11 protein-coding genes and 2 pseudogenes are annotated in these 15,745 nt (G+C 63.9%); 7 read left to right on the top strand and 6 right to left on the bottom strand.

From position 1 onward, the window contains the following. Positions 1-148: 148 nt before the first annotated feature. Complete coding sequence (locus KP010_RS05895; RefSeq protein WP_371824225.1) at positions 149-1,426, bottom strand: aconitase family protein; 1,278 nt, start codon at positions 1,424-1,426, stop codon at positions 149-151. Between KP010_RS05895 and KP010_RS05890 the strand changes: the two genes are divergently transcribed. After that, the gene (locus tag KP010_RS05890; protein WP_216280529.1) at positions 1,380-2,534 is read left to right on the top strand and encodes a cation:proton antiporter; all 1,155 of its coding nucleotides are present in this window, start codon (positions 1,380-1,382) and stop codon (positions 2,532-2,534) included. The two genes, KP010_RS05895 and KP010_RS05890, sit on opposite strands and share 47 nt — an antisense overlap. Here KP010_RS05890 and KP010_RS05885 read toward each other — a convergent pair. The 4 genes from KP010_RS05885 to KP010_RS05870 all read right to left on the bottom strand — a co-directional run bounded on the left by KP010_RS05885 (position 2,504) and on the right by KP010_RS05870 (position 6,407). Further along, the gene (locus KP010_RS05885) at positions 2,504-2,938 is read right to left on the bottom strand and encodes a phosphate acyltransferase (protein ID WP_216281462.1); all 435 of its coding nucleotides are present in this window, start codon (positions 2,936-2,938) and stop codon (positions 2,504-2,506) included. The genes KP010_RS05890 and KP010_RS05885 overlap by 31 nt on opposite strands. 3 nt (positions 2,939-2,941) lie before the next feature. After that, positions 2,942-3,481, bottom strand: a complete 540-nt coding sequence (locus KP010_RS05880) for a hypothetical protein (protein WP_216280528.1) — start codon at positions 3,479-3,481, stop codon at positions 2,942-2,944. 269 nt (positions 3,482-3,750) lie between these two features. Then, positions 3,751-6,033 carry a DUF3141 domain-containing protein gene (locus tag KP010_RS05875; RefSeq protein WP_253203550.1) on the bottom strand — a complete coding sequence of 761 codons (2,283 nt, stop codon included), beginning with the start codon at positions 6,031-6,033 and terminating at the stop codon, positions 3,751-3,753. A 167-nt stretch (positions 6,034-6,200) separates the two neighbouring features. Next, on the bottom strand, positions 6,201-6,407 hold the full coding sequence (locus tag KP010_RS05870) for a hypothetical protein (protein WP_216280527.1): 207 nt from the start codon (positions 6,405-6,407) through the stop codon (positions 6,201-6,203). 132 nt (positions 6,408-6,539) lie between these two features. Here KP010_RS05870 and KP010_RS05865 point away from each other — a divergent pair. The 6 genes and pseudogenes from KP010_RS05865 to KP010_RS05840 all read left to right on the top strand — a co-directional run. Next, a pseudogene (locus tag KP010_RS05865) lies at positions 6,540-7,110 on the top strand (ATP-binding protein); the annotation flags it as partial. A 298-nt stretch (positions 7,111-7,408) separates the two neighbouring features. Further along, on the top strand, positions 7,409-9,781 hold the full coding sequence (locus KP010_RS05860) for a glycoside hydrolase family 65 protein (protein ID WP_216280526.1): 2,373 nt from the start codon (positions 7,409-7,411) through the stop codon (positions 9,779-9,781). After that, the gene (locus KP010_RS05855) at positions 9,778-10,614 is read left to right on the top strand and encodes a universal stress protein (protein WP_216280525.1); all 837 of its coding nucleotides are present in this window, start codon (positions 9,778-9,780) and stop codon (positions 10,612-10,614) included. Before KP010_RS05860 ends, KP010_RS05855 begins: the two co-directional genes overlap by 4 nt. Further along, positions 10,611-11,396 carry a beta-phosphoglucomutase family hydrolase gene (locus tag KP010_RS05850; protein ID WP_216280524.1) on the top strand — a complete coding sequence of 262 codons (786 nt, stop codon included), beginning with the start codon at positions 10,611-10,613 and terminating at the stop codon, positions 11,394-11,396. Before KP010_RS05855 ends, KP010_RS05850 begins: the two co-directional genes overlap by 4 nt. Positions 11,397-11,498: 102 nt before the next feature. After that, on the top strand, positions 11,499-15,071 hold the full coding sequence (locus KP010_RS05845) for a plasma-membrane proton-efflux P-type ATPase (protein WP_216280523.1): 3,573 nt from the start codon (positions 11,499-11,501) through the stop codon (positions 15,069-15,071). A 114-nt stretch (positions 15,072-15,185) separates the two neighbouring features. After that, a pseudogene (locus KP010_RS05840) lies at positions 15,186-15,392 on the top strand (IS110 family transposase); the annotation flags it as partial. Between the two features lie 255 nt (positions 15,393-15,647). Here the strand turns inward: KP010_RS05840 and KP010_RS05835 are convergent. Continuing rightward, a partial coding sequence (locus KP010_RS05835) for a helix-turn-helix domain-containing protein (protein WP_256448914.1) occupies positions 15,648-15,745 on the bottom strand: 98 nt, incomplete at its 5' end.

Here is a 15,745-nt window from a genome sequence, read left to right as displayed (position 1 = left end):
GCGGCGATAGGGTCCATCGGGCGTCCCCCAGAGGCTTTCGGTGGGAAAACTGCACCTCCGGATCTTTAGGGGACCGGGTTCCGATTCGATTGGACTGAAACCCGGTTCCATTTTTCTACCTGGAGCGAATATCTTGGACCAACGCGCTCTATACGTCGCGCGGATCGCTTCGGCTCGCTTTGTCCTTGTCGTCTCGGCGGTGATTCACGACGCCGCCGGCGAGGATGATTTCGATTTGATCCGATGTGAGACCGTGCTGCGCTTCTATCGCCCGGCTCGCGCACTCTAGAACGACATTCTCGCCGCTTCGGAGCTTTTGACGCAAATCCCGCACGCTGAGCATATCGTTCTGCTCCAACCGATCATAGTCCTGGGCGTCGATGAAGAGCAGTGGGAGAATGCCGTAATTGATGAGGTTTTGCCGATGGATTCGGGCAATGCTCTTCGCGATCACGATCCTGAGACCGAGATAGCGCGGCGCCGCGGCGGCATGCTCCCTCGACGAGCCCTGCCCATAGTTCTCGCCCGCGACGACGAGATGCCCCGCCTTCCGGCCGATCGCGCGAGCACGATCGACATAGGCCCTGTCGATGCGTTCGAATGAAAATTCGGCGATCTTCTGGAGGTTGGAGCAATAGGGCAGCACCTTCGCGCCGGCCGGCATGATCTCGTCGGTCGAGACGTCGTCTCCCATCTTGAGGAGCACCGGCAGCTCCATTTCTTCAGGGAGGCCGTCGAACTCGGGCAGCGACTTGATGTTCGCCCCCTTGACCAATTTAACGTTTCGCGCCCTCTCGATCGGTAGAGGCGCTTCGAGCAAGGAAGAAGCCGAGTGCGAGATCGTGGGTTGCGAGAGCTTCGGATACATGACGCGCAACGTCCTCGGGTCGGTGATTTTTCCGAAAAGGGCGGAGGCGGCGGCAGTTTCGGGAGAACACAGGAACACCGAATCTTCATCGGTTCCCGAGCGACCCGAAAAATTGCGCGGAGTGGTGCGCAACGAATTGCGTCCAATCGCCGGAGCCTGTCCCATGCCGATGCAGCCGTTGCATCCGGTCTGATGAATGCGCGCGCCCGCGCTCACGAGCGCGCCGAGATGTCCATCATCGATCAGCATCTGCAGCACTTGCCGCGATGTCGGATTTATGTCGAAGGACACATTGGGCGGGATCGTTTTGCCGCGGACGATTTCCGCCGCTATGGCGAAGTCCCGCCATCCAGGGTTCGCCGATGAGCCAATGTAGGATTGCGCCATCTCTTCGCCTTCGACTTCCCTGACTGCGACGACTTTGCCAGGGCTCGACGGCTGGGCGATGAGCGGCTCTAGCTTCGAGAGATTTATGCAGTCGTGCTGGTCGTAACCACAGCCATTGTCGGCCATGAGCTCGACCCAGTCTTGCGGCGTGCTCCTCGGTCCCGACGTGATCGGGGTCCTGACGCGTTCCGATCTTTCCGCCTTCGGAGGCTTCCTGCAGGCGTCGCTCGCGCTCGTCGCCTTCCAAATAGGCAGCAAGCTGACCCGCTCCGAATTGCGCACGCTCAGCGCGAGCATCGGCTGGCTCGCCCTCTGTCAATTGCTCGCTCCGCTACTCGCCGTGCTCGCCGCATTGGCCATCCTTCATTTCCCCTGGTCGACAGCGCTGATCGCCGCGGCTGTTGCGCCGGCGACCGCGCCCACAACGACTTATGCGGTGGCTCGACGCCACGATGCGACAGGTCCTTTTGTCGATCGTGCGCTTGGAATCCTCGCAATCAACGATGCGCTCACGATTCTTCTTTTCAGCATTATCTCGACGACAGCCACCGCCGGGCTCGGCGCGCAAAGCGCGTCGGCCGAAATCTGGACGGCGTTGTTGCCCGGAGCCGCGGCGCAAGTGGCTTTGTCCTTGGCAGCGGGAGCCGCATTGGGAGGGCTCTACCATATTCTGTGCGCCGTGCTCGCGGATGGAACATCAGGCTGGCAGGATCGGCTTCGAGCGACGCTTTACGCTCTACTGCTTTTGGCGGTGGGGGCGGCGCACGCCTTCGGACTGTCACTTCTGCTGACAACGCTCGCGATGGGCGCCGTGGTCGCCAATGGCGTCCGAGAGACGGAGGAGGAAGCGACGCGAGCGACCGTCGGCGACATCGAGCAGCCACTCTACATGATCTTCTTCGTGTTGGCCGGCGCACACCTACCTGCAACGGACTTCGTCGGGCATAGGGCGATCTTAATAGCGGCCGCGGCCTATGTACTGGCGAGGCTCGCGGGTAAATACGTCGCGATCTTTCTGGGAGCGACAGCGCTGCGGCTCGACCGAGCGACGCGATGCTACCTAGGCCTATGTTTCCCTTCGCAGGGGGGCGCCGCCATCGGGCTCGTCCTCGCCTACAACGGGTCCCCAGCTGTCCGTGCCCTGTCGCCCACCGCCAGCAGCCAAGTCGAAACGGCGGTTTCGATCGTGCTTTTGGGCGTGCTCTTGTCGGAGATATTCGGGCCGACCCTCATCGATTACGCATTTCGTCATGGCTCGAAGGGTTCTCGAAGCGCGTAGATGCGGTCAAGATCGCGGTCAGCCTCGATATTCGGCGCGAGCAGAACGTCGGCGCAGCCGGTGACCGGCGAGACGAGGTTCTTGACGCGGGCGGCCTCGGCGTCGACGGCGGCGTCGAGATCGAGCGGCCCGTCGACGAGTCCGCCGACGATCTGCCGCCGGTCCGCCATTTTGGCGAGAATGGCGCCGTCGAGCGTCGCCGCCATTTTGGCGCGCACCATCTCGACCGCCGCGAGCACGGCGACCTTGGGCGTCTCGACGCCGAGCGCGCGGGAAAAGCCGATCGCGTTCTGGCAGATGTCGCGCTTCTGCTCCGTGTCGGGAGCTATGTTGAGCGCGACATCGGTGAGCACGATGCGGCGCGCATAGGTCGGCGTGGAGATGAGCGCGCAATGGCTGAGCAGCCGCTACGTGCGCAGCCCGGACTCCTTCTGCATCACGGCGTGGAGCAGCACGTCTGTGTGCAGGCTGCCCTTCATCAGCGCCTGGGCTTCGCCCGCCCCGGCCGCGCGCGCGGCCTTCAGGGTGGAATCTTCCTCGTTCTCTGTGGAGACGATCCGGCAGCGGGAGAGATCGAGCCGCGCCGTGTCGGCGATGCGACAAATCTCCGCTTCCGGCCCGAACAAAATGGGCGCGACGAGACCCGCTGCGGCGGCATCGAGAGCGCCTTCCAGCGCATCCGCGCTCAGCGGATGGACGACGGCGGTTCGCACTGGCTCGAGGCCCCGGCAGCGCTCTAACAATTCGTCGAGACGATGATCCGGCGCCTCGACCCTGACGGCGACGGCCGGCGCCGCCACCTCCAGCGCGGCGGTCGCCAGCAGCGCGCCGTCTGGCGCGGTGAGCCGGCCGTCCAGCGTCACAGTCCTGCCCGCGGAACGGGTCTCGCGCACCGTTACCGTCGCGGTCAGCGCCTGGTCGAGCGGCAGGGACGCGCGCGGCGTCACCGTCGCCGCGCGGATCGCGGAGCCGGGTCCCGGAAGCCCGGTGCCGACGAGGGCGGCGAAGACGGAGGCGATAACGCCCGTTTCCGCCTGGCCGGCCCCCGCCTCGTAGAAGCGGCCGGCGTCGCCGAACGCGGCCGCCCAGGCGCGGAGATCTCCGGACCTGCACCGTCCGGTGCGTCGAGGCGCTGTCGCCGGGCCGAATCTCGTCGAAGGTTCGGTTCTGGAAAATCGGCATCGGCAAGTCCTCGATGTTCGGGCGCCGTCGGCGCTCAGCTGGTCGTCGAGACGCGCCGGCGCGTCTTGCGAAAGCCGATGTCCTCGGCGACGAACGGCGGCGCCTCGGGAGAAGAGACGCCCAATATTCCCGCGATCTTCTCGACGCGCAGCCGCTCGGCGAGCGTCAGAGCGCCGCCGCTCCCGACGATGGCCGTCACATCGTCGAGGAGGCCGCGGCGGGCGCCCTCGTCGCTCACGAGGGCGGGAAGCGTCTCCATCGCCGCCTCGCGCTCCTCGAGCAGAATGGCGAATTGCTCGCGCACCAGAGCCTTGAAGGAGTCGATGGACAGCGACATCAGCCGCTGACGGGCGACATTGAGAGCCTGGGCGCAACGGTCGTCCAGCGTCCGCTCGGCGGAGATGACGAACAGAACGGCGCGGGTGAGCGCCTCGTCGAAGCCGCCCTGCGCGGTCTTCGCGCGCAAGTCGGCGAGCCGTCGCTCTCGCGAGGCGCGCCGCTGCGGGCCGACGCCCGGCAGCTCGCGCGCTTTGTCGCCGGCCGCCATTCCGAGCGCGGCCTGGAGCACCGGCGCGCGATAGATAGAGAAGAACGTCTGCTCCGTTACGCGGTCGCGCATGTCGCGAAAAGCGTCGAGCGATGCGACGATCGTGTCGGAGACGCGCTTCTCGGCGAGGAGAAACGGATTGTCGGCGGCGACGGGTCGGCGCGCCGACTTCACCTCGTCGGCCCTCTCCGCCACATCCTTCATGAAAGGATTGCTGTCCGAGAACAGCCTGTAGCCGAGACGCAGAGGATGCGTCTCGAACAGCAGCTCCGCGAGCTGCGGCGTCACGAGGGCGCGCGCAGCCGGCTGGACGAATGCGCAATAGAGCGCGTGGTCGATCTCGGAGACGCGCTTCGCGGCCGCGAAGGCGCGGTCGTCCTCCACGCTGTTGCGGCCGAGCGCGCGAATATCGTCGAGCGTGCGCATCTCGAAACGGCTGCGCCAGGCGCCGCCCTCGCCTGCGGCCACGTCGGCGGGCGAGATCACTAGCTCGTAGAGGCCGGGCGGCAGACAGTCGAGGACGTCCATCAGCCGCACCATCTCCTCGTCCTCCTTGGCGCCGACCTTGGCCGAGACGAAGATGGCGAGATGGCCGACCGTCTGGTTCAAGCAATAGACGATCGTGCGCCCCTCGGCGCGAATTTCATCGACGTCCTCGTAGAGATCGACGATCCAGCCCAGCGTCTGCTGCGGCGGGCTGATATTGTCGCCGAGAGAGGTGAAGACGATGATGGGAGAGACGATGTTGCGAAGATCGAATATCGTGCCGTCGTCGGCGCGGATCCCGTTGCGCGCGAGCTTGTCGCCGATGAACATCTCGTCGACGAGGAACTGGATTTCCTCGCCGTTCAATTCGACGAAATCGCCCCACCATTTCTCGAAGCCCAGATAGCGCGGCCCTTCGGTGTCGACGGCGGAATAAACGCCGTACTGCTTGCTCCACAGCCAATTGGCCGGATTGAGCTCGTCGAAGTTCTCGATCAGCCAGGCGCCGTCGAACTTGCCGCGGCCGAGGTCGGCGAGAAAAGCGGTGAGCCAGCTCCCGCCGGCGAGGCCTCCGGCGTAACGCATGGGATTCTTGCCGCGCACGCCCTGCCAGAACGACATGGGAGAACCGGCCGCCATGCAGGGACCGAAGAGGTCGGGACGCAGCATCGCGACCATCAGCGTCTGATAGCCCGCTTGGCAATTGCCGATAGCGAAGGGACGTGGCGCGTCCGGGTGCAGCTCCACGATGCGCTCGAAGAAGGCGACCTGGCCCTCGACTACATCGAGAAAAGTCTGGCCCGGCTCTGGCCGCGCCGAAAATCCGATGAAATAGACGGGATGGCCGCTGGCCAGAGCGTCGCCGATCTCGCTCTGCGTCTTGAAGCTGCCGATTCCCGGGCCTTGGCCGGCGCGCGGGTCGACCACCACCACCGGACGCTTTCGTGGGTCGAGGTCCACGCCCGCGAGCGGCGCGATGCGCGAGAGCGAATAATTGATGGGCCGCGGCAGGGAACGACCGCTCATCAGCACTTCGTGATCGAAGGCGAGAACCGTCGCCATGGGACGCGACGCCATCTCCTCCTGCTCATTGCCGCGACGGCGCAGAATGTCGAGAAAGAGGATGCTGCGCTGCCATGCGTCGACCAGATAATCCTGCAGCGCGCCGCCGGCAGGCTTGGTCGTCTCCGTCGCCTGCTCGGTCCGCCTCGGCGCCGTCGCCGCAGGGGACAATCCCCAGAAGGCGGGGTCGAAGAGCGACGGAATCATGGGCTCGTCGGACATGCGACTCCTCCCCGACCCAAGCGAGATCTGCGCGCGAGGCCAGACGCCAAAGCGCGAACGGTTACAGAGGGCGTCGCATGGCGATCGTCAATCGTCTTCGCTGCAATGGCGCGGCGCATACCGTCATTGATGCGTCACATCCAGAATAGAGCGCCGTTTGCAGTCGGTCAGAGAAGCTTTCCGGCGCGGTAGAGGAGCGAGCCCACCCACACGACGAGGACGAGGTAGTAGAGCACCCAGCCTTCGGCTGGCGGAAACCAGCGGGATATCGTGCGGAAGTGCTGAACGTACCACCGGCTACCGAAACGCACCACGACGTTCGCACCGATCGCGTCGATGAGAAGGAGGTAGAACACGAGGGACTCTAAGCTCATACGCGCCCTCCATGATCTGTTCTGACAACAGGCGACGTGGCCGGTTCGGCGAGCTATGGCGGCGGCGCCTGAAAGGGGCATGACGACGAAGCCCCGAATAATCAGCGACTGTCGCGCCGTCAATCCTGATGCGTCGGCTCGCTGAACAAGCCGCTCGTGCTGGAGCTGGCGCGCTGCGAATTTGTCGTCGTGCGCGAGAACATTCTCGCGATCGGCAACAGCGGCACGGGGAAGACTCACTCCTGCTTGGCGCTCGGGCTCGCCGCGTGCCAGGGGGGCTCCATCACCTTCACGACGGCGGCGGGGCTCGTCCATCAGTTGGATGGAGGCGCGCGACGAGAAGCGTCTGCTTCGGCTCCAGGCGCAGCTCTCAGCCGTGAAGCTGCTGATCGTCGACGAGCTCGGCCCTGTGCCGCTCTCGCAGACCGGGGCAGAGTTGCTGTTCGAGGTGTTCAGCCAGCGCCACGAGCGCGCCTCAACCATCGTCACCTCCAATCTGCCCTTCGACGAGTGGATGAGCATATTCGCCAATCAGCGTCTGACCGGCGCGCTGCTCGATCGCCTCACCCACCACGTTCACATCCTCGAGATGAATAGGGAGAGCTATCGGCTCCGACAATCGAAGGCGCGACGACGCGTGACCCCCACGCCGATCGACGAGGCGAGCGTCGACGCCGACACGGGTGAAAACCTCTCCGCGTAGGCCCACGAGAAATTTTTGTCACCGACATCAAAGGGCGCCATCGAGCTCATTTGCATGTCGGCGGTCCCGCTCCGCTGACCTGATTTTGCGCCGCCCCGACAGCGGGAAATCTCTCCGCTGTTGACAGGGGCGCCCGGTCGATCCGACGGCGCCTGAAGTTCATCACCCGAACGGAATGCCGCCCTACCTTATCTGCCTGGAAGGTTTCGATCCACGTCGAAATCCGAGGCTACGGCGCAGCTTCCGAAACCAACGGTCATCCGCGCCGGCCCGAATTGGATCGGGAGACGAAGACGCCATGAGCGAGAAAGACACATCGCAGAGGTCGGGTGAAAGCAGCCCGGGGCTCTCCGACGTCGACTTCCTTCTGACGCCCCCCAGGGATCCTAGCTGGCTCATAGTCGAGGACGGCTTCACTCTTGTGCGCGAACACGAAATCGAATCGATCTTTGCCGTCGCCAATGGATATATCGGCGCCCGGGCGGCCGTCGAGGAAGGAAGCCGGCTTTCACAACCGGGCGTCTTCGCTGCGGGGGTCTATATCGATGATCCAAACTCTCTGGTCGGTCCGGCGCTCGCGACGCTACCTGACTGGTCGCGCCTCGAGATCATAGTCGACGGTCAGCGTTTATCTCTGGAATCAGGCCGCGTGCTCGAGCATCGGCGGATTCTGGATCTACGCCGAGGCATACTATGGCGCGAGTGGCGTCAACAGGACTTATGCGGTCGAATAACCCGAGCGGTCTTGCTGCGTCTCGTATCCTTGTCCGATCGGCATGCGCTGCTGCAGTCGGCAGCCGTCACGGCCGAGAACTACTCCGGACAAATCGAACTCGTCGCAGACGCCGCGTCGTTCGATCGCGGAAACAAGCGTGGGCGGCTCACAGCGGATTCCGAGGCGACGATCATTACCGTCCTCGCGGGAAAGACGGTTGTCGCAATGGCGGCGGGAGCCATCTCCCGACCAAACTGTGAATTACCGCGGTCGTTTCGCAAGGGTTCGTCGGTCGATCGTCCGGAGAAACATTGGTCTTGGGAGGCGCGTCTCGGCGAGACGGTTCATCTGCATCGACCGGTCGCGATCTACACGTCGCGCGAAGCCGCAGACCCGGGGGTTAGCGCGCAACGCCATGTCGCGTACCTTCAAGAGCAGGGGATGACGGCGCTCATCGCAGCCCATAGCGCCGCCTGGAGTCGCCGATGGAGCGCAGCCGATTTACGGATTGTCGGCGACAGCAAAGCGGACTTGGCCCTCCGTTTCGCCGCCTATCATCTGATAGCGGCTGCAAACCCCGCCGACGAACATGTTTCGATCGGCGCGCGAGGCCTTACCGGCCGAGCTTATCAGGGCCATGTCTTCTGGGATACGGAGATCTACATGCTGCCGTTCTACCTGCTCACCGAGCCGACCGCGGCGCGAGCCCTCCTGATGTATCGCTATCACACGCTCGGCGCGGCCCGGCGGAAGGCCGAAGCGTATGGTTACCGGGGCGCCCTTTACGCCTGGGAGTCGACCGACACCGGCGCGGAAGCCACGCCGCGGGCGGCTCTCGCCCCGGATGGCCGCATCGTTCCCATTCTGACCGGCGCGCAGGAACATCACATCAGCGCCGATATCGCATATGCGGTATGGCAATATTGGCGCGCGACTGGAGATGACGGCTTCATGATCGACGCCGGTGGCGACATTTTGATCGAGACGGCTCGATTTTGGGCGAGCCGCGCCAGGATGGAGCCGGATGGTCGAGCGCATATTCGCGCCGTCATCGGCCCCGACGAGTATCACGAGACCGTCGACGACAATGCTTACACCAACATCATGGCGCGCTGGAATCTCGATCGTGCGGCGGACGCCGCTACCAGGCTCGCGCGGAAGCGCCCTGCCGAGTGGAGACGGCAGGCGGCTCGCCTAGCGCTCGACGACGACGAGCCAATGACGTGGCGACGCATCGCTGCGGCGCTCGTGACAGGGTTCCATCCCGCCACGGGCCTCTTCGAACAATTCGAGGGTTACTTCGCGCTCGACGACGTCGACGTCGTCTCGCGCCGAGAAGGATCGACGCCGCTCGATCTCTATCTGGGCCGAGAGAAGACCCGGCGATCCAAAGCCATCAAGCAGGCCGATGTCGTGGCGATCTGTGCCTTGCTGTGGGACGAATGGCCGCGCGCCGTCCATGCCGCGAACTTCGCTTATTACGAGCCTCGGACCGCGCATGGCAGCTCGCTCAGTCCGGCGATCCATGCTCTCGTCGCCGCGCGGCTGGACGATGGCGAGCGCGCTTTGAAATACTTTCGCCAGTCCAGCGAAATCGATCTGGCCGACAACATGGGCAACGCCGCAGGGGGCGTCCACATGGGAGCGCTCGCGGGGCTTTGGCAGGCGGCCGTTTTCGGCATGGCCGGTCTCCGGATTCGGGAGGACGGTATTGCGCTCGATCCTCATTTGCCGCCGGGCTGGTCGGAAATATGCTTCCCCGCGCTATGGCGGGGGCGAACGGCGAGGCTGACCCTCGAAGCGGACCCCGCTCGGATCGAGGTCGAGGTAGAGGGCGTCGGCGAGATGACGATCCGGGTGATCGACGGTCCCTCGTGCCGCGCTCGCGCGGGCCGGTGTTATGTCTCGAGCCGTCAAGGCGCGAGATGGGGCGCCTGGCGGGAGGCCTGCCGATGACGGCCGTGCCGACCCTTCTGGTTCCTCTCGATGGCTATTCGAGCGCGATGGCTGCACTGCCGGTCGCCCGCGGTCTCGCATCCTTGCTGGACGCCACGGTCACCCTTTTCTATGTCGGGAACGAGGCGTTGGCGCCGGATGAGCTTCTCGGCCGCATCAAGCTTGCGCAAGACGATGCTCGTGGACTGATCATCGAGCAGGATACGGGATCGCCAGCGGACGTCATTGTCCGCGCAGCTTCGGCGCGCGACGCCGCATTCATCGTAATGATCGGCGCTGGCCGGCCGTCTGATCCCTCCTGCCTATTTGAAGGCGTGACAGGAGGCGTTTTGCGGATGGCGCCATGCCCGGTCGTCCTCGTGCCCCCTGACAGGGGACAGAAACCGTGGGTTCTACGCCGAGTGGCGCTGCCGCATGACGGCACCCCGACCAGCGCCGCAGCCATAGCTCCGACTGCGAACCTCGCCTCGCGGGCCGGCGCAGAGCTCCTCGTCATTCACGTTGCGACGCCGGGCGTCGCGGCTCCTGCGGAGCCGGGAACATTCGCAGCGCCACGCTACCTCGACCATCCACATCACGAATGGCCGATGTGGACAAGCGAATTCCTCGAGCGCGTCCGTTGCGCCTGCCATCCGGCGCGTCCCGAGAAAATCCGCCTCCTCGTCGCGCAAGGTGAGAGTGGAGAGGCGATCCTAGAGCTTGCTCGTCATAACGAGAGCGATCTGATCGCTCTCGCATGGCGTGGCGGTCTCGAGCCCAAGCGGGCGAAAACGATTCGACGAGTTGTTCGTGGCGCTCATTGTCCGGTGATCATCTTCCGGGTGCAGCCGTGACGCAGTCTGCGAATCGCATCGACCTCCGCGAAGTCGAAGCATTTCTGTTCGACCTCGACGGCGTCATCACGCGCACGGCAGGCGCTCATGCCGCTGCCTGGAAGCGTCTTTTCGATGATTATCTGCAACAGCGAGCCCGTATCGAGGGCGTGATCTTCATACCGTTCGATCCGATCGACGACTACCAGGACTACGTCGATGGCCGGCCGCGAGAGGCGGGCGTTCGCAATTTCCTGGAGGCGCGAGGGATCGTCTTGCCCCTTGGAAATCCCGACGATCCGCCCGAGATGGAAACGCTGAATGGCCTCGGCAACCAAAAGGATCATTACTTTCTGCGAGAGTTGGCGCGAGATGGCGTCGAAGTATGCGAAGGCGCGCGGCATTTCGTCCTCGACGCACGGACCCGGGGAGTGCGCACCGCCATCGTCTCTTCATCGCAGAACTGTGCGGCGGTCCTCGAGGCGGCCGGCCTCACGCAGGCCTTCGACGCGAGGGTGGACGGTCTCGATCGCCGTCGCCTCGATCTTCATGGCAAGCCGGACCCGGATATATATTTGGAAGCGGCGAAGCGGCTTGGGACACCGCCTCGACGCGCCGTCGTTTTCGAAGACGCCATCGTCGGCGTGCAAGCAGGGCGCGCTGGCAGGTTTCGACTGATCGTCGGCATCGGACGAGGAGCGCATGCCGGCGCTCTCAAAGCGCACGACGCCGATATCGTCGTGGGCGATCTTCGTGAGCTTTTACTCGAGAACGATGCGCACGGCTTTCGCAGACGTAAATGACGTCGATCGGTCGCATCTCGCAGAGGGCTGCAGCAAGGAGTCGACACCCGATTCTCGTAGATGTTCTTGTTCGGCGCCAATCGCCGCTGATTGGAGATCACGATGGCTACGGATCAATCGACCGCCGAAGTCGAAGCCGATGCCATGAGCCCCGGCTCTGCGGCGGGGCTCACGGAGGAAGAGGCCAGGCGACGCCTTGCAAAGTTCGGCAAGAACACCCTGGCGGAGCGTAGGCTCGGAGCATTTCGACGGCTGGCCGGATTTTTCTGGGGGCCGATTCCTTGGATGATCGAGGCGGCGGCGATCTTGTCCGGCGCCCTACGCCATTGGGCGGATCTGGCGATCATCGTGACGATGCTGTTCGTCAACGCCGGCGTCGGCTTTTGGCAGGAATACAAGGCCGACACGGCCATCGAGCTGCTGAAACGACGATTGGCGCTCAAAGCACGCGTCTGTCGCGACGGACAATGGAAAAATATCGACGCCGAGCTGCTCGTGCCGGGCGATGTCGTCGAAATCAAGCTCGGCAGCATAATACCCGCGGATGTAAGGCTCCTGTCAGGAGCCTATCTCAGCGTCGATCAGTCGGCGCTCACCGGAGAATCCTTGCCGGTCGACAAGAAGGCGGGAGATACGGCCTACTCGGGTTCGATCGCCAAGCTCGGAGAAATGACGGCCGAGGTGACGGCAACCGGCATGAGCACCTATTTCGGCCGCACCGCGCGGCTCGTCGAGCAGGCGCGAACGGTTTCGCATTTCCAGCGGGCCGTGCTCCGGATCGGGAATTTTCTGATCCTTATCACCATCGGCCTGGTCGCCCTCATCGGTCTCGTCGCGCTGTTCCGTCACGATCCTCTTATCGAGACGGCCCAATTCGCCCTCATTCTCACGGTCGCATCCATACCCGTCGCGCTGCCTGCGGTCCTCTCGGTCGCCATGGCGGTGGGCGCCGAGCATTTGGCGAGGCTCAAAGCAATCGTCTCCCGTCTCGTATCGATCGAGGAGATGGCGGGGATGGATATGCTGTGCTCGGACAAGACCGGCACACTTACGAAGAACGAGCTGACGCTCGGCGATCCGCAGGCTGCGCCCAATGTCGATACGGATGAGCTCATTCTCGCCGCCGCCCTGGCGTCGCGGCGAGAAGCGCCCGACGCGATCGACGCGGCGATTCTCGCGGCCGCCCCATCCTCCGAAGTTCTGGAGAAATACACGCTCCGGGCCTTTCATCCGTTCGACCCTGTTATCAAGCGGGCCGAGGCGGAGTTCGAGCGCGAGGGCGTCTGCTTCAGAGTGGCTAAGGGAGCGCCGCAGGTCATCGTCGATCTGTGCCGACTGGACAAGGAGGAGGCGCGCAGCATCGCCTCCGTGGTCGACGCCGACGCCGCCAGGGGGTTTCGCACCCTCGGCGTGGCGCGAGCCGACGGCGATTGGCGGTTCCTGGGCCTGTTGCCATTGTTCGATCCGCCGAGAGACGATTCCGCCCTCACTATCGCAGCTGCCCGCGCCATGGGCGTCGATGTAAAGATGGTGACTGGCGACCATGAGGCCATCGCGCGGGAAATCGCGGGCAAGCTCGCGCTCGGCAAGGACATCGTCGTGGCCGAAGCCGTTTTCGGCAAAGGCGCGACCTCCGAACAGCTCGCTGCGATCACGGCCGCAGACGGCTTTGCCCGCGTCTTTCCCGAGCACAAGTTCGAGATCGTCAAAGCGCTCCAGGAGGCGGGACACATCGTCGGCATGACCGGCGACGGTGTGAACGATGCGCCGGCCCTGAAGCAGGCAGACGTCGGCATCGCCGTCAGCGGCGCGACCGACGCCGCTCGGGCTGCGGCCGACCTCGTGCTGACGGCTCCAGGGATCTCGGTCATCACGACAGCGATCGAGGAGGCTCGGCGCATCTTCGAGCGCATGAGCAGCTATGCAATCTATCGCATCGCCGAGACCATTCGCGTCCTTCTGTTCATGACGGCCAGCATCCTCGTCTTCGATTTCTATCCAGTCACCGCTGTCATGGTCGTCCTGCTGGCGCTGCTCAACGACGTGCCGATCATGATGATCGCTTACGACAATGCGCCGATCGCCTCGAGGCCTGTTCGGTGGGACATGACGCGTATCCTCGCCATCGCTTCGGTCCTCGGAGTGTACGGCGTCTTGGAGAGCTTCGGATTGTATTGGATCGTGCGCGATTATCTGGCCCTACCGTTTTCCGTCGTGCAGCCTCTGATCTTCCTCAAGCTGCTTGTGTCGGGCCATATGACGATCTACCTGACGCGGAACAAAGGGCCGGTCTGGCAGCGCCCTTGGCCGAGCTGGAAACTGGTCCTCCCCTGCGAGTCGACCCAGCTCTTGGGCACGCTCGCTGTCGTCTATGGATGGTTCATGTCGCCGACCGGCTGGAGGCTGGCGCTGATGGTCTGGGGCTACACCCTGATCACTTTCCTCGGCGCCAGCGCCCTGAAGCTCGTCGCCTACCGGTTGTTGGAATATCGTCCAATCGTGCAATTGAAGCATCTCGATCGCGTCGAATTGGCGAGCGCAGGGCGCCCCTCGGCCGTCGGCCGCCGATCCTTTGTGCTCGGCGCCATCGCTCTCGTTGCATTCGGTGTCGGCGCTTTCTTATTGGCGAACCGGCTGCAAGCGCCCGGTGGCTACTCGACAGAGGTTATCGGCCGTGGCTCCATCGTGCAGACGATCGAGGTCAATGGCTTCGTCGAGCCGGCCCGCAAATTTCTTGTCACTCCGCGCGTGTCCGGCGTGATCGCGAGCATTTCTTGCGACATCGACATGCAGGTCGAGACGGGAAAGGTCTGCGCCACGATCGCGCCGCGTCCTTACGAGGACGCCGTCGCTCGCGAGAAGGCCGATGTCGCGATCGCCGCTGCACAGCTCGCCGAAGACGAAGCCGTTTTGGCGCATGCGAAAATCGCTCTCGAGAGCGCCAGAAGGGAAAGCAGACGCCGCCGTCTTTCGCGTCATGAGTTGGAGCAGCGTAAGAGCGCCTACGACCTCGCGGTCGCTCGAATCGAGCTCGGCAAAGCGACGATCGCGAAAAAGCAGGTCTCGCTCCGAGCAGCCGAAGGTGACCTCGCGGGGACAGACATCGTCGCGCCGGAGCGCGGGACGATTATCTCGCGCCATATCGCCATCGGGCAAGTGGTCGCCCCTCGGGTCGAAGCCCCTGCTCTCTTCACGATCGCTGGCGATCTCGCCCGAATGAGGGCGATCGCTCATGTCTCCGAACGGGAAATGGGTGACATCAAGCCCGGCGACAACGCGCAATTCTTCGTCGAGACTTTCCCAGGTCACGCCTTCGAAGCCGTCGTCGCCGAGGTTCGTTTGACGCGAACGACGCAAAGCGCGGCGACCTACGACGTCACTCTCGACGTCGACAACTCGAAAGAAATCCTGAAGCCGGGCATGACCATCAGAGCGCGGATCATAACCGCGCGACGCAACGACGTATTACGGACGCCGGATCAGGCGCTGGCCTATTCCCCGCGCGGCGTCGAGGCGCCGCCGCTTCTGGCCGCCGGGCAAAGCCGCGTATGGGTCTTGCGCGCAGGAAAGCCAGTCCCGGTCGCGGTCAGGCTCGGACTCGACGACGGTCGTTATTCCGAGATCTTGCACGGCGACCTGAAGCCCGATGATCGCGTGATCGTCACCCCAGAATGAAACGGCTGGCTCGAGAGCGACGTGCATCGCAATCGGTTGTGATGGGGTGGACGCCCCCCGACGGCCTCGATGTGCCAGAGTGGAGGTGTTGAATCTTACTCGGGGGAGGCGTCCATGAAAAAAGTTAGCACTATCGGATTGGATCTGGCGAAGAATGTTTTTCAAGCTCATGGCGCGGATTCGTCAGGGGCCGTCATCTTCCGCAAGAAACTACGGCGAACGCAGGTGCTGGAATTCTTTGCGGCCCAATCGCCATGCGTCGTGGCCATGGAGGCTTGCGGAGGGTCGCATTTCTGGGGCCGAGAGATCGGCAAGTTCGGGCGTCGCCGCGCAGGACGACATGTCGGTCACGAGATCATAGGCGCCGACCAGAGAGGGATCATTAGCGAAGGAGAACGCGTCCGCCAGCACGAAGAAGGTGCAGGCGACCCCTCGTAAGAACGAAATTGCAATGACCTATGACGCCGATCGGCATCGAGACTCCACGCCGAATATCATTTGAGCGCAACGCACCGTCGCCGGCGTCTGCCAGCTCTGATTTCGCCATCGGCGCGAGCGACTAACGCGCACCATCCATCAGATGACAGCCCACGCCCTGTATCTCCCACGCCCGGTCAGTTCGCGAAGGTTCGACGAGAGTTCGTCGATCATCGTGGTGGCGGCTTGTTGAGAGA

This window comes from Methylosinus sp. KRF6 (assembly GCF_018887255.1).
GTDB classification, from domain to species: Bacteria; Pseudomonadota; Alphaproteobacteria; order Rhizobiales; family Beijerinckiaceae; genus Methylosinus; species Methylosinus sporium.
Note: the sequence above shows the minus strand (reverse complement) of the source record. Positions and strands in the feature narration are given on the sequence as shown.